Source organism: Ramlibacter pinisoli, assembly GCF_009758015.1.
Lineage (GTDB): Bacteria > Pseudomonadota > Gammaproteobacteria > Burkholderiales > Burkholderiaceae_C > Ramlibacter > Ramlibacter pinisoli.
In genome coordinates, this window is the sequence record NZ_WSEL01000009.1 from 1,966,785 (window position 1) to 1,982,785 (window position 16,001).

Sequence of the window (16,001 nt, forward strand, 5' to 3'; positions counted from 1 at the left end):
CCCGATTGTGGAACAGCGCGCGCAGCCTACCGCGGCGCGCCACCCGCGAACTACACTCCGGCGGTTCACCTACCACCGTCCGCCATGCGCCGCCTCTGGCTCGTTTTTTCCCAGTCCGTCACGGTCCTGCTGGCGGCCTGGTTCATCGTCGCCACCCTCAAGCCCGAATGGGTGCGGCAGGCGCCCACGCTCACCCAGGACACCGGCGTGGCGCTGGTCGAGGCGCCCAAGGCGGCCACCGCGCCCGCCCCGCCGGGCAGCTTCCGGGTCGCCGCGCAGCGCGCTTCCGCGGCGGTGGTGAGCATCAACGCCAGCAAGGCGCCGCCGCGCGGGCCGCAGGCCAGCGACCCCTGGTTCCGGTTCTTCTTCGGCGACCAGGGCAACGGCCAGCCCCAGGTCGGCCTGGGCAGCGGCGTGATCATCAGCCCCGACGGCTACATCCTCACCAACAACCACGTGGTCGAGGGCGCCGACGAGATCGAGGTGACGCTCAACGACAGCCGCTCGGCGCGCGCCAAAGTGATCGGCACCGACCCCGACACCGACCTGGCCGTGCTGCGCATCAGCCTGGAGCGCCTGCCCGTGATCACGCTGGGCAACAGCGACTCGCTGCAGGTGGGCGACCAGGTGCTGGCCATCGGCAACCCGTTCGGCGTCGGCCAGACCGTCACCAGCGGCATCGTCAGCGCGCTGGGTCGCAACCAGCTGGGCATCAACACCTTCGAGAACTTCATCCAGACCGACGCCGCCATCAATCCCGGCAACTCGGGCGGCGCCCTGGTCGACGTCGGCGGCCAGCTGATGGGCGTGAACACCGCGATCTACTCGCGCTCGGGGGGCAGCCTGGGCATCGGCTTCGCCATCCCGGTCTCCACTGCCAAGCAGGTGCTGGAGGGCATCGTCAAGGAAGGCGTGGTGCGGCGCGGCTGGATCGGCGTCGAGCCGGCCGACCTGTCGCCCGACCTGATGGAGACCTTCGGGGTCAAGGCCCGCACCGGCGTGCTGATCACCGGGGTGCTGCAGAACGGTCCGGCCGCGCAGGCCGGGATCCGGCCCGGCGACGTGATCCTGGAAGTGGCCGGCAAGCCGATCGGCAACGTGTCGGAGCTGCTGACCAACGTGGCCGCGCTCAAGCCCGGCAGCCCGACGGCCTTCAAGCTGCAGCGCCGCGACGACCCGCTGCGGCTGGACGTGACGCCGGGCCTGCGCCCGCGCCCGCCGCAGCGCTAGTGCCGGATCAGGAGTCTGTGGCGGCCGGCGCGTCGTCGGCCGGGGCGACGGTGCTCTTGAGGAACACCTGGGCGGCCACGATGCCGACTTCGTAGAGCCCGCCGACCACGGCCAGCAGGATCAGCATCGAGCCCGCATCGGGCGGCGTGACCAGCGCCGTGCCGACCGCCGCCAGCACCCAGAAGTAGCCGCGCCACTGGCGCAGCTGGGTGACGGTGACCACGCCCATGCGCACCAGCAGGATGACGGCCACCGGCACCTCGAAGGCGAGGCCGAATGCCAGGAACATGCCGATGACGAAGCTGAGGTACTCCTCGATATCCGGCGCGGCCGTGATGCTCTTGGGTGCGAAGCTCTGGATGAACTGGAACACCTGGCCGAACACGAACCAGTAGCAGAACGCGACGCCGAACAGGAACAGCAGCGTGCTGGACACCACCAGCGGCAGCACCAGCCGCTTCTCGTGCGAGTACAGCCCCGGGGCGACGAACGCCCATACCTGGTACAGCACCACGGGCAGGGCCAGCATGAAGGCGGCCATGAAGAGAATCTTCAGCGGCACCACGAACGGCGAGATGACGTTGGTGGCGATGAGCGTCGCGCCCTTGGGCAGGTGGGCCACCAGCGGCGCCGCCAGGATGTCGTACAGGGCCGAGGGGCCGGGCCAGACGGCGAGCACCGCAGCGGCGATGCCGATGGCGATGACGGCCTTGATGAGGCGGTCGCGCAGCTCGACCAGGTGGGCAACGAACGGCTGCTCTGTCCCCGCGAGCTCGTCGTCCTTGTCAGGATCGGACATCAGTTGAACTTTTTCGGACGGTACCGGGCGACCCGCGCCGCACCCGACAGCGCGCGGGTACGGACCCCCGCGCGTGCCTTGTACCACTGGGGCGTGGCGCCGCGCTTGAGGCGCCACTTCTTCTTCGGATGTTTGTATTCGGGAACCGAAGGCGGCTCGGCCAGCGGCTGCGCCTCGGGCGCGGCGACCGCGTCGGACCAGGTCTTCTCGAACTCGCTGGCGCCCGTGCGCACCGAGTTCTCGACGTCGCGGGCGGCGGTCTCGACGCTCTCCTTCATCTTGCGCAGTTCGTCGAGCTCCATCGACCGGTTGACCTCGGCCTTGACGTCATTGACGTAGCGCTGTGCCTTGCCCAGCAGCGTGCCCACCGTGCGGGCCACGCGCGGCAGCTTCTCGGGGCCGATGACGATCAATGCCACGGCCCCGATCAGGGCCATCTTCGATATGCCGAGGTCGATCACGCCGGGCGCTTTCCGCGGAGAGGCGTCACGACTTGTTGCGAGCCTCGACGTCGATGGTGGTCTTGCCGGCTTCGGTGGTGCCCGGGGCGTTGGTCACCTGGCCCGCGGGCGGGGTGGGCGTGTCGGGCGTGGAGCCATCGCGCATGCCGTCCTTGAAGCCCTTGACGGCGCCGCCGAGATCGGAGCCCATGTTTTTGAGCTTCTTGGTGCCGAAGACCAGCACGATGATCAACAGCACGATCAACCAGTGCCAGATGGAAAAGGAACCCATGGATTACTCCTGAATGAACTGAGGGGGATTTTAGTCGGCGGGGAGCGCCGCCCCCGGAAGACCCCGGCGGCCGAAGCCGCGGGGCGCTATCCCTTGAGCCAGGGTCGCGGGCCGCCGATCACGTGGATGTGGAGATGGTGCACCTCCTGGCCACCTTCGGCGCCGGTGTTGATGATGACGCGGTGCCCGCCATCGGGATAGGGCCGGCAGCCCTCCTGCAACGCCAGCTTGGGCGCCAGCGCCAGCATGCGGCCCAGCATGGGCGCATGCTGCTCGGTGACCTGCGCCAGCGACGGCAGGTGCTGCTTGGGGATCATGAGGAAGTGCACCGGCGCCCACGGATGGATGTCGTGGAAGGCGAGGATGTCGTCGTCCTCGTACACCTTGCGGGCCGGGATGGCACCCTGGACGATTTTGCAGAACAGGCAGTTCGGGTCGTGGCTCATGACGTCATGCACTCAGCGGGGAGGACGGCCGGCATCGAAGCGCAGCCAGCCCTTGATGCAGCGGTACAGGTACCAGAAGCCGACGATCGCGTGCGCCACCACGCCCGGGAAGATCAGCAGCAGGTACAGCGGGGAGGTGAGCAGCAGCCAGAAGATGGTCCACCAGAAGGTGGCGATCATGTAGCCGTGGTGCGCCGCGTAGACGGCATCGTGCTCGTCGGCGCGCTTGATGTAGTTGACGATCAGCGCGATGACCGCCAGCGTGCCCAGGCTGGCCCAGGCAATCGTGTGCATGCCGTACAGCACGTGCATCACCGTGCGGTCGGCGGAGGTCTTGGCGTCGAAGGTGGCGAAGTCGGTCTCGCTCACTCGCCCGCCTCCCGCCCGCGCGCCTTGCGCAGGGCCTTCTCCTCGATGCCGCTGGTGCCCTCGCGGCGCTCGAGTTCGGCGATGACGTCGGCCGGCGCCAGCCCGTAGTGGGCCAGCGCGATCATGCTGTGGAACCACAGGTCGGCCACCTCGCCGACCAGCGCGGCGCGGTCGCCCCCGCGCTCGAGGTCCTTGGCGGCCATCACGACCTCGGTGGCCTCCTCGCCGATCTTCTTGAGGAAGGCGTCCGGCCCCTTGTGCAGCAGCCGGGCGACATAGCTGCGCTCCGGGTCGCCGCCGCGGGCGGGCTTGCGGCTCTCGATGACGGCCGCCAGGCGCGCCAGGGAATCGTCGGTGCTCATGCCTTCGAGGTGTAGATGGCGGCCGGGTCTTTCAAGACGGGCTCGACCGCCGTCCAGGCGCCCCCCTCGAGTCGCTGGAAGAAACAGCTGTGACGCCCGGTGTGGCAGGCGATGGAAGGATCGTGCCCGAGCTGGGTGATCCGCAGCAGGACGACGTCGTTGTCGCAGTCGAGCCGGATCTCGTGCACCTGCTGGACATGGCCCGATTCCTCGCCCTTGGGCCACAGGCGCTGGCGCGAGCGGCTGTAGTAGACCGCCTGGCCGGTCTCGGCGGTGCGGCGCAGCGCCTCGCGGTCCATCCAGGCGAACATCAGGACGTCGCCGGTGGCGCTTTCCTGGGCGATCACGGGCACCAGTCCCTGGGGGTCCCAGCGGACCTCATCGAGCCAATCCATCCGCCGATTGTCGGCTATCCGGCGCCGGCTACACGCGCACGGGGATGCCGCGCTCAGCCATCCTCGCCTTGGCCTGCGCCACCGTGTAGTCCCCATAGTGGAAGATGCTGGCGGCCAGGACGGCGTCGGCGCCGCCCTGCTGGATGCCGTCGGCCAAGTGGTCGAGGTTGCCGACCCCGCCGGAGGCGATGACGGGCACGGCCACCGCATCGCTGACGGCGCGCGTGAGCGCGAGGTCGAAGCCCGCCTTGGTGCCGTCGCGGTCCATGCTGGTCAGGAGGATCTCACCGGCGCCCCGGCGCGCCATCTCGGTGGCCCAGCGCACCGCGTCGAGGCCGGTGTTCCGGCGGCCCCCATGGCTGTAGACGTCCCAGCCGTCACCGCGGGCGGCCAGGTCGTCGCCGGTGCGCCGCTTGGCGTCGATGGCCACGACGATGCACTGGGCGCCGTACTTGGCGGAGGCGGCGCTGATCACGTCGGGGTTGGCAATGGCGGCCGAGTTGAAGCTGGTCTTGTCGGCGCCGGCATTGAGCAGGCGGCGCACGTCCTCGACGGTGCGCACGCCCCCGCCCACGGTCAGCGGGATGAACACCTGGGCCGCAACGGCCTCGATGATGTGCAGGATGAGGTCACGGCCGTCGCTGGTGGCCGTGATGTCCAGGAAGGTCAGTTCGTCGGCGCCCTGCTCGTTGTAGCGGGCGGCGATCTCCACCGGATCGCCGGCGTCGCGCAGCTCGACGAAATTGACGCCCTTGACGACCCGGCCGCCGGTGACGTCCAGGCAGGGAATGATGCGTTTGGCCAGCATGGGAGGTTCGGCGTGGGGCCGGGCGCGTCGAGCGGATGGGCGCTGAACGCCGGCCGGCCGGCGCTCAGCCCTTGGTGAGTTCGTCGGCCTTGGCCTGGGCCTGGGCGAAGTCGAGGTCGCCGGAGTAGATGGCTCGGCCGCAGATGACACCCTCGACGCCTTCGTCCTCGACGGCGCACAGCTTCTCGATGTCGGCCAGCCCGGACAGGCCGCCGGAGGCGATGACCGGGATCTGCAGCGATTGCGCCAGCTTCACGGTGGCGTCGATGTTGATGCCGGTGAGCATGCCGTCGCGGCCGATGTCGGTGTAGACGATCGATTCGACGCCCCAGTCCTCGAACTTGCGCGCCAGGTCGACCACCTCGTGGCCGGTGAGCTTGCTCCAGCCGTCGGTGGCGACCTTGCCGTCCTTGGCGTCCAGGCCGACGATGATGTGGCCGCCGAACGCGCTGCAGGCGTCCTTCAGGAAGCCCGGGTTCTTGACCGCCGCGGTGCCGATGATCACGTAGCGCAGGCCGCCGTCGATGTACTTCTCGATGGTGTCGAGGTCGCGGATGCCGCCGCCGAGCTGAACCGGGATGTCGTCGCCGACGGCCTTCAGGATGGCGCGGACGGCGGCGAAGTTCTGCGGCTTGCCGGCGAACGCACCGTTGAGGTCGACCAGGTGCAGCCGGCGTGCGCCCTTGGCCAGCCAGTTGCGCGCCATCGCGGCCGGATCCTCGCTGAACACCGTGGCCTGGTCCATGTCCCCCTGCTTGAGGCGCACGCAGTGGCCGTCCTTCAGGTCGATGGCGGGAATGAGGAGCATTGATCGGCGGGGAGGTGGGCTGCGGTTGGGGCAGCCATCGCGTTGCGCGATGGCTCAGGGTTTCCAGCGCAGGAAGTTTCGGTAGAGGGCCAGGCCGGCGTCGGCGCTTTTCTCGGGGTGGAACTGGGTCGCGAAAATATTATCGCGGGCCAGCGCGGCGGTAAAGCGCCCGCCGTAGTCCGCCTCGCCCGCGCTGTGGCGCGCATCCGACGGCTGGGCGTAGAAGCTGTGGACGAAATAGAACCAGGCACCCTCGTCGATGCCGGCCCACAGGGGGTGCGGCTGCGACTGGAAGACGCGGTTCCAGCCCATCTGCGGCACCTTGAAGCGGCTGCCGTCGGGCTGCAGGCGGCCCGCCAGCTCGAACCGGCGCACCGCCCCGGGAATCAGGCCCAGGCCGTCGCTCGGCCCCTCCTCGCTGCGGTCCAGGAGCATCTGCATGCCCACGCAGACGCCGAACAGCGGCTTGGCGGCGGCCGCCTCCAGCACGGCCGGCAGCAGGCCGGAGTCGCGCAGTTCGCGCATGCAGTCGGGCATGGCACCCTGGCCGGGCAGGACGACGCGCTCGGCCGCCCGGACCTCCTCGGGACGGGAGGTGACGACCACCTCCAGGCCGGTGCCGCTGGCGGCGTGCTGCACCGCCTGCGAGACCGACCGCAGGTTCCCCATGCCGTAATCGACGACCGCTACCGTTTGCATTCGGGCTGGGACCGGGCCGCGGACGCGGTCAGAGCGACCCCTTGGTGGACGGAATGGTGCCGGCCGCACGCGCATCGAGCTCGACCGCCATGCGCAGGGCCCGGGCGAACGCCTTGAAGACGGTCTCGCACTGGTGGTGGGCGTTGTCGCCGCGCAGGTTGTCGATGTGCAGGGTCACAAAGGCGTGGTTGGCGAAGCCCTGGAAGAACTCATGCGCCAGCTGGGTGTCGAAGGTGCCGATCATGCCGCTCTTGAACGGCACGTTCATGACCAGGCCGGGGCGGCCGGAGAAGTCGATCACCACCCGCGACAGCGCCTCGTCGAGCGGCACGTAGGCATGGCCGTAGCGGCGGATGCCTCTCTTGTCGCCGAGGGCCTGGGCCACTGCCTGCCCGATGGTGATGCCGACGTCCTCCACCGTGTGGTGGCCGTCGATGTGCAGGTCGCCCTGCGCCTGCACGTCCAGGTCGATCAGGCCGTGGCGGGCGATCTGGTCGAGCATGTGGTCGAAGAAGCCGATGCCGGTGGCAAGGTTGGCCTTGCCGGTGCCGTCCAGGCCGACGCGCGCCGTGATGCGGGTCTCGGCGGTGTTGCGGGTGATCTCGGCGGTGCGTTCCATGGTCATAGGCTTGCCTGCAGGGCCGCCAGCATCTGCGCGTTCTCGTCGGTGGTTCCGACCGTCAGGCGCAGGCAGTTGGCCAACAAGGGATGCATTCTAGAAACGTTCTTGACGAGCACGCCGCGGGCCTTCATGCCCTCGAAGGAGCGGGCGGCTTCCGGCACCCGCACCAGGATCATGTTGGCGTCGCTGCGCCAGGCCCGCACGCCCGGCATGGCGTCCAGCCGGTCCAGCAGCAGGGCGCGCTCGCGCCGCAGCTCGGCCGCCTGCTGGTGGAACACGTCCGCGTGCTCCAGGGCGAACAGGGCCGCCTCGCAGTTCAGGACGCTGACGTTGTAGGGCGGCCGCACCTTGTCGACCTGCGCGATCAGCGCGGCCGGCCCGACCATGTAGCCGAGGCGGACCCCCGCCAGACCGAACTTGCTCAGCGTGCGCATCAGCAGCACATGCGGATGGCGGGTGAGGCGGTCGAGGTAGCTGCGGCTGGCGAACGGCTGGTACGCCTCGTCCATCACCACCAGCCCCGGCGCGGCCTCGACGATGCGCTCGATGACGCCGTCGTCCCACAGGTTGGCGGTGGGGTTGTTGGGGTAGGCCAGGTAGATGATGGACGGCTGGTGGGTGGCGATGGCCTCCAGCATTGCGCTCTCGTCGAGCTCGAAGTCGGGCGTGAGGTCCACGCCGACGAACTTCAGGCCCTGCAGTTGCGCGCTCATGCCGTACATGACGAAACCCGGCAGCGGCGCCAGGATGGACGCACCGGGCACGTCGCAGGCCATGGCCAGCAGCGAGATCAGCTCGTCCGACCCGTTGCCCAGCATCAGGTCGTAGCCGTCCGGCACCTGCGCATAGGCCTTCAGGGCGGCGCGCAGGGTGTCGACCCGTTCGCCCGGATAGCGGTTGAGCGCGACGGCGCCCAGCCGCGCGCCGAGCGCCTGCTGCAGGTTGGCGGGAAGCCGGTGCGGGTTCTCCATCGCGTCCAGCTTCACCAGCCCGGCCGACGGCTGCACCGCATAGGCGTGCATGCCCTGCACGTCCTGGCGGATCAGGCGCGCCAGCTGCGGCGGCAGGGTCGCGGTCATGGCTTGATCCTCATCTCGGCGGCGCGGGCATGGGCCTGCAGGCCCTCGCCATGGGCCAGCACCGAAGCGATGCGGCCGAGCGACTGCGCGCCCTGCTCGCTCACCTCGATCAGGCTGCTGCGCTTCTGGAAGTCGTACACGCCCAGCGGGCTGGAAAAGCGCGCCGTGCTGCTGGTGGGCAGCACGTGGTTGGGACCGGCGCAGTAGTCGCCCAGGCTCTCGCTCGTGTAGCCGCCCAGGAAGATGGCGCCGGCGTGCCGCAGCAGCGGCTCCCAGCGGTGCGGCTCGGCGCTGGCGATCTCCAGGTGCTCGGGGGCGATGCGGTTGCTGATGGCGCAGGCCTCGTCCATCGACCGGGTCTGGATCAGCGCGCCGCGGCCGTTGAGCGAGGCGGCGACGATGGCCGCGCGCGGCAGCTCCGGCAGCAGGCGGTCGATGGCCTGCTGCACCTGTGCGATGTAGCCGGCGTCGGGGCACAGCAGGATGCTCTGGGCCAGTTCGTCGTGTTCGGCCTGCGAGAACAGGTCCATCGCCACCCAGTCGGCCGGCGTGGACCCGTCGGCCAGCACCAGGATCTCGCTCGGGCCGGCGATCATGTCGATGCCGACCTGGCCGAACACGCGCCGCTTGGCGCTGGCCACGTAGGCGTTGCCCGGGCCGGTGATCTTGTCCACCCGCGGCACCGTCGCCGTGCCGTAGGCCAGCGCCGCGATGGCCTGGGCGCCGCCGATGGTGAAGGCGCGGGTGACGCCGGCCACGTGCGCCGCCGCCAGCACCAGCGGGTTGCGCTCGCCGCGCGGGGTCGGCACCACCATGATGATCTCGCCGACGCCGGCCACGTGGGCGGGGATGGCGTTCATCAGCACCGACGACGGGTAGGCCGCCTTGCCGCCGGGCACGTAGATGCCCACCCGGTCCAGCGGCGTGACCTTCTGTCCCAGCAGCGTGCCGTCGGCGTCGCGGTAGGTCCAGCTCTCGCCGCTCGCGCGCTTCTGGGCCTCGTGGTAGCTGCGCACGCGGGCGGCGGCCGCCTCGAGCGCCTGGCGCTGCGCGGCCGGCAAGCCGTCGAAGGCCGCCTTCAGTTCCGCCGGCGCCAGCTCCAGCGCCTGCATCGCATCGGCCGGCAGACCGTCGAAGCGGCCGGTGAACTCGAGCACGGCGGCATCGCCGCGCGCGCGCACGGCGGCCAGGATGTCGGTGACCGCCTGCTCCACCTGGGCGTCGGTGTCGGCCGACCAATGCAGGCGGGCCTGGAACGCGGCCTCGAAGCCGGCATCGGCGGTGGACAGGCGCAGGGGGCGGGCTTGCAGGGTCATCGCGTCAGGCGGCGGGCACGGCCCGCGCGAAGGCGTCGATCAGGCGGCGCATCGGCGCCTGCTTCAACTTGAGCGCAGCCTGGTTGACGACCAGGCGTGAGCTGATGTCCATGATGCGCTCGACCTCCACCAGGTGGTTGGCCTTGAGCGTGTTGCCGGTGGAGACGAGGTCGACGATGGCGTCGGCCAGGCCGGTGAGCGGCGCCAGCTCCATGCTGCCGTACAGCTTGATCAGGTCGACGTGCACGCCCTTGGCGGCGAAGAACTCGCGCGCGATGCCCACGTACTTGGTGGCGACCCGCAGGCGCGAACCCTGGCGCACCGCATTGGCATAGTCGAAGTCGGCCCGCACGGCGACGCTGACGCGGCACTTGGCGATCTGCAGGTCCAGCGGCTGGTACAGGCCCTGGTTGCCGTGCTCGATCAGGGTGTCCAGGCCGGTGACGCCCAGGTCGGCACCGCCGTACTGCACGTAGGTGGGCACGTCGGTGGCGCGCACCAGCACCACGCGCACGCCGGGATCGTTGGTGGCCAGGATCAGCTTGCGCGATTTCTCCGGGTCCTCGGACACCTCGATGCCCGCTTCGCGCAGCAGCGGCAGCGTCTCGTCGAAGATGCGGCCCTTGGACAGGGCCAGCGTGATCATCTGGCTCATGCCCCGATTCTCTCGATCTCGGCGCCGATGCCACGCAGCTTGGTTTCCATCTGGTCGTAGCCCCGGTCCAGGTGGTAGATGCGGTCGACCACCGTCTCGCCCGCAGCCACCAGGCCGGCGATGACCAGGCTGGCCGAGGCGCGCAGGTCGGTGGCCATCACGGCCGCGCCGGACAGCGCCTCGACGCCCTCGACCACCGCCAGCTTGCCGTCAACCTGGATCTTCGCGCCCAGGCGCACCAGTTCGTTGACGTGCATGAAGCGGTTCTCGAAGATGGTCTCGGTGACCTGCGAGTGGCCCTCGGCGATGGCGTTCAGGGCCATGAACTGGGCCTGCATGTCGGTGGGAAAGCCCGGGTATTCGGTGGTGCGGAAGCTCTGCGCCTTCAGGCGCCCGGCCGAGTGGATGCGGATGCCGTCATCGACGGCGGTCACGCTGGCGCCGGCCTGGCGCAGCTTCTCCAGGACCACTTCCAGGTGGTCGGGGCGCGCGTGCCGCAGCACCACGTCACCGCCGGCCGCGGCCACCGCACACAGAAAGGTGCCGGCCTCGATGCGGTCGGCCACCACCCGGTGCGTGCAGCCATGCAGCCGTGCCACACCCTGGACGCGGATGCGGCTGCTGCCCTGGCCCTCGATGCGGGCGCCCATGCGCACCAGCATCTCGGCCAGGTCGGTGATCTCCGGCTCCTGGGCGGCGTTCTCCAACACGGTCTCGCCGTCTGCCAGCGTCGCCGCCATCAGCAGGTTCTCGGTACCGGTCACCGTCACCATGTCGGTGGTGATGCTGGCGCCGCGCAGCCGATCGCGCCCCTTGGGCAGCTTGGCGATGATGTAGCCATGCTCCACCACGATTTCGGCGCCCATCTGCTGCAGGCCCTTGATGTGCTGGTCGACCGGGCGCGAGCCGATGGCGCAGCCCCCGGGCAGCGACACGGTGGCTTCGCCGAAGCGGGCCAGCAGGGGCCCCAGCGCCAGCACCGAGGCGCGCATGGTCTTCACCAGCTCGTAAGGGGCTTCGGGCGAACTGAGCTTGCCGGCGTCGAGCCGGACGCTCCCATCGTGGCCCCGTTCGGCCACCACGCCCATGTTGCGCACCAGCTTGAGCATGGTGGCGACGTCCTGCAGGCGCGGAACGTTCTCCAGCGTCACCGGCTCGTCGGTCAGCAGGGCGGCGCACAGCTCGGGCAGCGCCGCGTTCTTGGCGCCCGAAATGCGAACCTCGCCGTGGAGCTGGCGGCCCCCGCGAATCAGTAGCTTGTCCATCTCAGGATTGGTGGTGTTGCGCGGCCCACTCGGCCGGCGTGAACGTCTTCATCGACAAGGCATGCACCTCGTCGGTCTGCATTCTCGCACCCAGGGTGGCGTAGACCCGCTGGTGGCGCTGGATCGACCGCCTGCCCTCGAACTCGGGCGAGACGATGACGGCCGACCAGTGGCGGCCGTCGCCCTCGACCACGAGATGGTCACAGGCCAGGCCGGCGGCGATGATGGAGCGCAGTTCCTCGGCAGTCATGGATGGGGCCTTACCCGCGGATCTTGTAGCCGATGCGCAGCAGGTGCACGGCGATGGCGCTGACGACCAGCATCGCGCCGCCGACGACGGCCAGGCTGGTCCAGGGTGAGACGTCGCTCACGCCGAAGAAGCCGTAGCGGAAGCCGTCGATCATGTAGAAGAAGGGATTGAGGTGGCTCACGCCCTGCCAGAACGCCGGCAGCGAATGGATGGAATAGAACACGCCCGACAGGAAGGTCATGGGCATGATCACGAAGTTCTGGAACGCGGCCATCTGGTCGAACTTCTCGGCCCACAGGCCCGCGATCAGGCCCAGCGCGCCCAGCATGGCGGCGCCCAGCAGCGCGAACACCACGATCCACACCGGCGCCACGAAGCCGGGCACGGCGAACAGCGACGTCACGACCAGGACCCCCAGGCCGACCGCCAGCCCGCGCGCGACCGACGAGCCGACATAGGCGATGAACCAGCTCCAGTGCGACAGCGGCGTCAGCAGCACGAACACCAGGTTGCCCATGATCTTGCTCTGGATCAGCGACGAGGAGCTGTTGGCGAACGCGTTCTGCAGCACGCTCATCATCACCAGGCCGGGCACGAGGAAGGCGGTGTACGGGATGGTGCCGTAGACCTTGACCTGGCCTTCCAGCACGTGGCCGAAGATCAGCAGGTACAGCATGGCGGTGAGGACCGGGGCCGCCACCGTCTGGAAGCTCACCTTCCAGAACCGCAGGATCTCCTTGTACAGCAGCGTGCGCCAGCCGCTCAGGGCCGCCACGGCCAGCGGGCCGCGCACCGGCGCGGCGACGTCGTCGGGCACGGCGCTCATGCGGCCACCCGTTGCTGGTACTCGGCCGACATGACGTCCAGGAACACGTCCTCCAGGTCCGGCTTGCGGATCTCGACGTCCTCGACCCGCAGGCCGGCCTGGCGGATCGCCGCCAGGTAGTTCTCGATCTCGTGCGCGTCGTGCGCGGGCAGCTGCACGATGCGGCCGGTGACGCGCGCCTTGGCGGCGAATTCGGCCGGCAGCTGCTGGTCGAGCTTGAAGCGCAGCACGTTGCTGGAGGCCGCCTTGAGCAGGTCACTGGTGCGCTCGAGCGCCACCACGCGGCCGGTCTTGAGCATCGCGATGCGATGGCACAGGGCCTCGGCTTCCTCCAGGTAATGGGTCGTCAGCAGCACGGTGTGGCCTTCGCGGTGGAGGCGGGCGATGAACTGCCACAGGGTCTGCCGCAGCTCCACGTCGACGCCGGCGGTGGGTTCGTCCAGCACGATGACCGGCGGCTTGTGGACCAGCGCCTGGGCCACCAGCACGCGCCGCTTCATTCCGCCGGACAGCTGGCGCATGTTGGCGTTGGCCTTGTCGGCCAGGCCCAGGCTCTCGAGCAGTTCCGAGATCCAGGCCTCGTTGCGGCGCACGCCGAAGTAGCCCGACTGGATGCGCAGCGCCTCGCGCACCGTGAAGAACGGGTCGAACACCAGCTCCTGCGGCACCACGCCCAGCTGGCGCCGGGCCTGCGCGTAGTCGGCCTGCACGTCGTGGCCATGCACGCGAACCTTGCCGCTGGTGGCGCGCGACAGGCCGGCGAGGATGCTGATGAGGGTGGTCTTGCCGGCGCCGTTGGGCCCCAGCAGGCCGAAGAACTCGCCTTCGGCGATGTCGAAGCTCACGCCGTCGAGGGCGGTGAGGCTGCCGCGCGGGGACTGGAAGGTCTTGCTGACGGACTGGAACGAGATCGCGGGCATGGGAACCCGCCATTTTAGGCGCCGGTCCGGTTGCGGCCCGGCCGCCCGGCACAAGCCCCCACCATCCGCTGCGCCTCAAGCGGCCGGCTGCAGCAACTCGGACACGCCGTACACGACCGCCAGCTCGCGCAGGCGCGCCGGCATGTGGGCCACCGCGAAGGTCTTGCCCATGGCCAGCGCCTCGCGCCGGCACTCGAGCAGCACCGCAATCGCGGAGGAATCGAACGCCTGCAGCGGCGAGGCGTCGACCACCGCCTGCGGCTGCGATTCGGACTGCAAGGCCTGCGCCAGCATGCGGGCACAAGCCGCGGCCTGCGCGTGCGTGAGCTGCGTGGGTATGACCAGCACCGGCAGATCCGCGCTCAGCTCTTCTTGGAGCCGGCGTTGTTCTTGTTGCGGTCGGCCAGCGCGGTGATCAGGCCGTCCAGGCCCTTGGCATTGACCTCCTGCGCGAACTGGCTGCGGTAGGTCTCGACCAGCCACACGCCCAGCACGTTCAGGTTGTAGATCTTCCAGCCGGCGCCCTCGCCCGGCGTCTTTTCCATCCGGTAGTCGAGCTGGATCGGATCGCCGCGGCCGCGGATCTCGGTGCGCACGACCACTTCCTTGTCGTCCGGCGCCATGCGCAGCGGCTTGACCGTGATGACCTGGTCGTTCACCTGCGACAGGGCGCCCGAATAGGTGCGCACCAGCAGCGTCTTGAACTCTTCCTGCAGGCGTGACTTCTGCTCCGGCGTGGCCTGGCGCCAGGCCGGGCCGACGGACGCGGCCGTCATGCGCTGGAAGTTCACGTTCGGCATGATCTTGCTGTCGACCAGCGCGATGATCTTGTCGATCTCCCCGGAACGGATGGACTTGTCGGCCTTGATGGCTCCCAGCGTTTCGTCGGAAATCCGCTTGATGAGCACGTCGGGCGCCTCGTCGGCCGCCCAGGAGACCGCCGGCATCAGGCCGCCGAAGGTGCCGACCAGGATGGCGGCAGCCGCCACGCGACCAAGATAACGTCTGTTCATCGATTTTGACCTTTCTTTTGTTGCGGAACTCGTCCGCACCATGATTGGAATCGGCGCCCCGGGCGGGGTTTCCGCACCGGCACCGCCGCTTGCAACAGGCTGTGACCTCAGCGCGACGCCGGCGCCGCGGGCGGGCTCGCGGCCGGGGCCTCTTCCTTGTCGCTGCCGTCGTCGGAATTCTCCTCTTTGCCGGAGTCGAAGATCTCGGCCCGGCGGCGTTGCAGGTAGGCATCGCGGGTGAAGCTGTACTTGTCCAGGGCCGCGCCCTCCAGCACATCGCTCGCGCGCAGCAGGTTGGTCCGCACGTCGATCACGCGCAGGCCGATGAGGGTGTTGCGCGCCGCGTCCGGGCTCACGTGCGTGGTGATGTCGCCGCGCCAGTCGATCGGCAGCGCTGCCGTGTCGCGCAGCGTCGAGGGGCCCAGCAGCGGCAGCACCACGTAGGGGCCGGCCGGGATGCCCCAGCGTCCGAGGGTCTGGCCGAAGTCTTCCCGGTGGCGCTCAAGGTTCATGTCGCTGGCCACGTCGAGCACGCCCAGCATGCCGATGGTGGTGTTGACGGAGAACCGCATCAGGCTCTCGGCCGCGAACTGCACCTTGAACTGCAGCAGGTTGTTCACCGTCGACCAGGCGTCGCCGATGTTGCCGAAGAAATTCGACACGCCGGTGCGCACCAGGGGCGGCACGGTGTCCCGGTAGAAAGTGGCTGTCGGCCTCAGCAGCACGTCGTCGAGGTCTTCGTTGAAACGGCTGACGCCGCGGTTCATCGGCTCCAGCGGGTCGCGCGGGTTGGCATTCGGCCCCGTGGCGCAGGCGCTGAGCGCCAGCACGACGGCCACCGCCAGCCCGGCAACCACGAAGCGCCGGCCGCGGCCGGTCGCGATCGGGTGATCAATCATTTCTTCGGTGCACTCCCTGCTGCGGGCGCATTGCTGTTCGCGCCACTGCCCTCGGCCTTGTTGTAGAGGAACTGGCCGATGAGGTTCTCCAGTACCACGGCGGACTGGGTGGTGGAGATGGTATCGCCCTGGGCGAGGTTCTTCTCGTCGGACCCGGCCTCGATCCCGATGTACTGCTCGCCCAACAGGCCGGCGGTGAGGATCTTCAGCGAGCTGTCCTTCGGGAACTGGTAGCGGCTCTCCAGCGCCAGCACGGCCCGGGCCTGGAAGCTCTTGTCGTCGAACACGATGGACTCGACGCGTCCGACCACGACGCCGGCGCTCTTGACCGCCGCCTGGCGCTTGAGTCCCCCGATGTTGTCGAACTTGGCGGTGACGCGGTAGGTCGACTGGAAGCTCAGGCTCAGCAGGTTGGCCGACTGCAGGGCCAGGAACAGGATGGCCGCCGCGCCCAGCAGCACGAACAGCCCCACCCACACGTCATTCTTGGATCGATCCATAGCCTTGC

General features: G+C 69.3%; 23 protein-coding genes. 1 reads left to right on the plus strand and 22 read right to left on the minus strand.

From position 1 onward, the window contains the following. Positions 1-84: 84 nt before the first annotated feature. On the plus strand, positions 85-1,230 hold the full coding sequence (locus GON04_RS23785; RefSeq protein WP_157400437.1) for a S1C family serine protease: 1,146 nt from the start codon (positions 85-87) through the stop codon (positions 1,228-1,230). Positions 1,231-1,237: 7 nt separating this feature from the next. On the opposite strand, the gene tatC is transcribed toward GON04_RS23785, so the two are convergent. The 22 genes from tatC to mlaD form a co-directional block, all read right to left on the minus strand. Further along, the gene (tatC, locus tag GON04_RS23790) at positions 1,238-2,029 is read right to left on the minus strand and encodes a twin-arginine translocase subunit TatC (protein WP_157400438.1); all 792 of its coding nucleotides are present in this window, start codon (positions 2,027-2,029) and stop codon (positions 1,238-1,240) included. Next, complete coding sequence (tatB, locus tag GON04_RS23795; RefSeq protein WP_181653737.1) at positions 2,029-2,490, minus strand: Sec-independent protein translocase protein TatB; 462 nt, start codon at positions 2,488-2,490, stop codon at positions 2,029-2,031. The genes tatC and tatB overlap by 1 nt, the downstream gene beginning before the upstream one ends. Before the next feature lie 25 nt (positions 2,491-2,515). Beyond that, positions 2,516-2,761, minus strand: a complete 246-nt coding sequence (gene tatA / locus GON04_RS23800; protein ID WP_157400440.1) for a Sec-independent protein translocase subunit TatA — start codon at positions 2,759-2,761, stop codon at positions 2,516-2,518. Between the two features lie 86 nt (positions 2,762-2,847). Next, positions 2,848-3,207 (minus strand): histidine triad nucleotide-binding protein, encoded by a 360-nt coding sequence (locus GON04_RS23805; protein WP_157400441.1) that lies wholly within the window; start codon positions 3,205-3,207, stop codon positions 2,848-2,850. Between the two features lie 12 nt (positions 3,208-3,219). Next, positions 3,220-3,576 (minus strand): hypothetical protein, encoded by a 357-nt coding sequence (locus tag GON04_RS23810; protein ID WP_181653738.1) that lies wholly within the window; start codon positions 3,574-3,576, stop codon positions 3,220-3,222. Next, positions 3,573-3,938, minus strand: coding sequence for a phosphoribosyl-ATP diphosphatase (locus GON04_RS23815; protein ID WP_157400442.1), 366 nt, complete (start codon positions 3,936-3,938; stop codon positions 3,573-3,575). The genes GON04_RS23810 and GON04_RS23815 overlap by 4 nt, the downstream gene beginning before the upstream one ends. Further along, positions 3,935-4,333 (minus strand): phosphoribosyl-AMP cyclohydrolase, encoded by a 399-nt coding sequence (gene hisI / locus GON04_RS23820; RefSeq protein ID WP_157400443.1) that lies wholly within the window; start codon positions 4,331-4,333, stop codon positions 3,935-3,937. The genes GON04_RS23815 and hisI overlap by 4 nt, the downstream gene beginning before the upstream one ends. Before the next feature lie 28 nt (positions 4,334-4,361). Further along, positions 4,362-5,141, minus strand: a complete 780-nt coding sequence (gene hisF, locus GON04_RS23825; protein ID WP_157400444.1) for an imidazole glycerol phosphate synthase subunit HisF — start codon at positions 5,139-5,141, stop codon at positions 4,362-4,364. Positions 5,142-5,205: 64 nt separating this feature from the next. Further along, positions 5,206-5,949, minus strand: a complete 744-nt coding sequence (hisA, locus tag GON04_RS23830) for a 1-(5-phosphoribosyl)-5-[(5-phosphoribosylamino)methylideneamino]imidazole-4-carboxamide isomerase (RefSeq protein ID WP_157400445.1) — start codon at positions 5,947-5,949, stop codon at positions 5,206-5,208. A 54-nt stretch (positions 5,950-6,003) separates the two neighbouring features. Then, complete coding sequence (gene hisH / locus GON04_RS23835) at positions 6,004-6,648, minus strand: imidazole glycerol phosphate synthase subunit HisH (protein ID WP_157400446.1); 645 nt, start codon at positions 6,646-6,648, stop codon at positions 6,004-6,006. 28 nt (positions 6,649-6,676) lie between these two features. Next, entirely contained in the window at positions 6,677-7,273 is a 597-nt protein-coding gene (gene hisB, locus GON04_RS23840; protein ID WP_157400447.1) for an imidazoleglycerol-phosphate dehydratase HisB, read from the minus strand. Beyond that, the gene (gene hisC / locus GON04_RS23845) at positions 7,270-8,349 is read right to left on the minus strand and encodes a histidinol-phosphate transaminase (RefSeq protein WP_157400448.1); all 1,080 of its coding nucleotides are present in this window, start codon (positions 8,347-8,349) and stop codon (positions 7,270-7,272) included. The genes hisB and hisC overlap by 4 nt, the downstream gene beginning before the upstream one ends. After that, the gene (gene hisD, locus GON04_RS23850; RefSeq protein ID WP_157400449.1) at positions 8,346-9,665 is read right to left on the minus strand and encodes a histidinol dehydrogenase; all 1,320 of its coding nucleotides are present in this window, start codon (positions 9,663-9,665) and stop codon (positions 8,346-8,348) included. Before hisD ends, hisC begins: the two co-directional genes overlap by 4 nt. Positions 9,666-9,669: 4 nt before the next feature. Then, positions 9,670-10,311, minus strand: coding sequence for an ATP phosphoribosyltransferase (hisG, locus tag GON04_RS23855; protein WP_157400859.1), 642 nt, complete (start codon positions 10,309-10,311; stop codon positions 9,670-9,672). Between the two features lie 5 nt (positions 10,312-10,316). Then, complete coding sequence (murA, locus tag GON04_RS23860) at positions 10,317-11,585, minus strand: UDP-N-acetylglucosamine 1-carboxyvinyltransferase (RefSeq protein ID WP_157400450.1); 1,269 nt, start codon at positions 11,583-11,585, stop codon at positions 10,317-10,319. Position 11,586: 1 nt separating this feature from the next. Next, positions 11,587-11,835, minus strand: a complete 249-nt coding sequence (locus tag GON04_RS23865) for a BolA family protein (RefSeq protein ID WP_157400451.1) — start codon at positions 11,833-11,835, stop codon at positions 11,587-11,589. A 10-nt stretch (positions 11,836-11,845) separates the two neighbouring features. Beyond that, complete coding sequence (locus tag GON04_RS23870) at positions 11,846-12,601, minus strand: ABC transporter permease (protein ID WP_157400860.1); 756 nt, start codon at positions 12,599-12,601, stop codon at positions 11,846-11,848. 56 nt (positions 12,602-12,657) lie between these two features. Then, on the minus strand, positions 12,658-13,581 hold the full coding sequence (locus GON04_RS23875; RefSeq protein WP_157400452.1) for an ABC transporter ATP-binding protein: 924 nt from the start codon (positions 13,579-13,581) through the stop codon (positions 12,658-12,660). 75 nt (positions 13,582-13,656) lie between these two features. Continuing rightward, positions 13,657-13,929, minus strand: coding sequence for an STAS domain-containing protein (locus GON04_RS23880; RefSeq protein WP_181653739.1), 273 nt, complete (start codon positions 13,927-13,929; stop codon positions 13,657-13,659). Between the two features lie 14 nt (positions 13,930-13,943). After that, positions 13,944-14,594 (minus strand): MlaC/ttg2D family ABC transporter substrate-binding protein, encoded by a 651-nt coding sequence (locus GON04_RS23885; protein WP_157400453.1) that lies wholly within the window; start codon positions 14,592-14,594, stop codon positions 13,944-13,946. 107 nt (positions 14,595-14,701) lie between these two features. Then, positions 14,702-15,493, minus strand: a complete 792-nt coding sequence (locus tag GON04_RS23890; protein ID WP_157400454.1) for an MlaA family lipoprotein — start codon at positions 15,491-15,493, stop codon at positions 14,702-14,704. Beyond that, a complete protein-coding gene (gene mlaD / locus GON04_RS23895) occupies positions 15,490-15,993 on the minus strand; it encodes an outer membrane lipid asymmetry maintenance protein MlaD (RefSeq protein ID WP_157400455.1) in 504 nt (167 codons plus the stop codon). Before mlaD ends, GON04_RS23890 begins: the two co-directional genes overlap by 4 nt. Positions 15,994-16,001 lie beyond the last annotated feature (8 nt).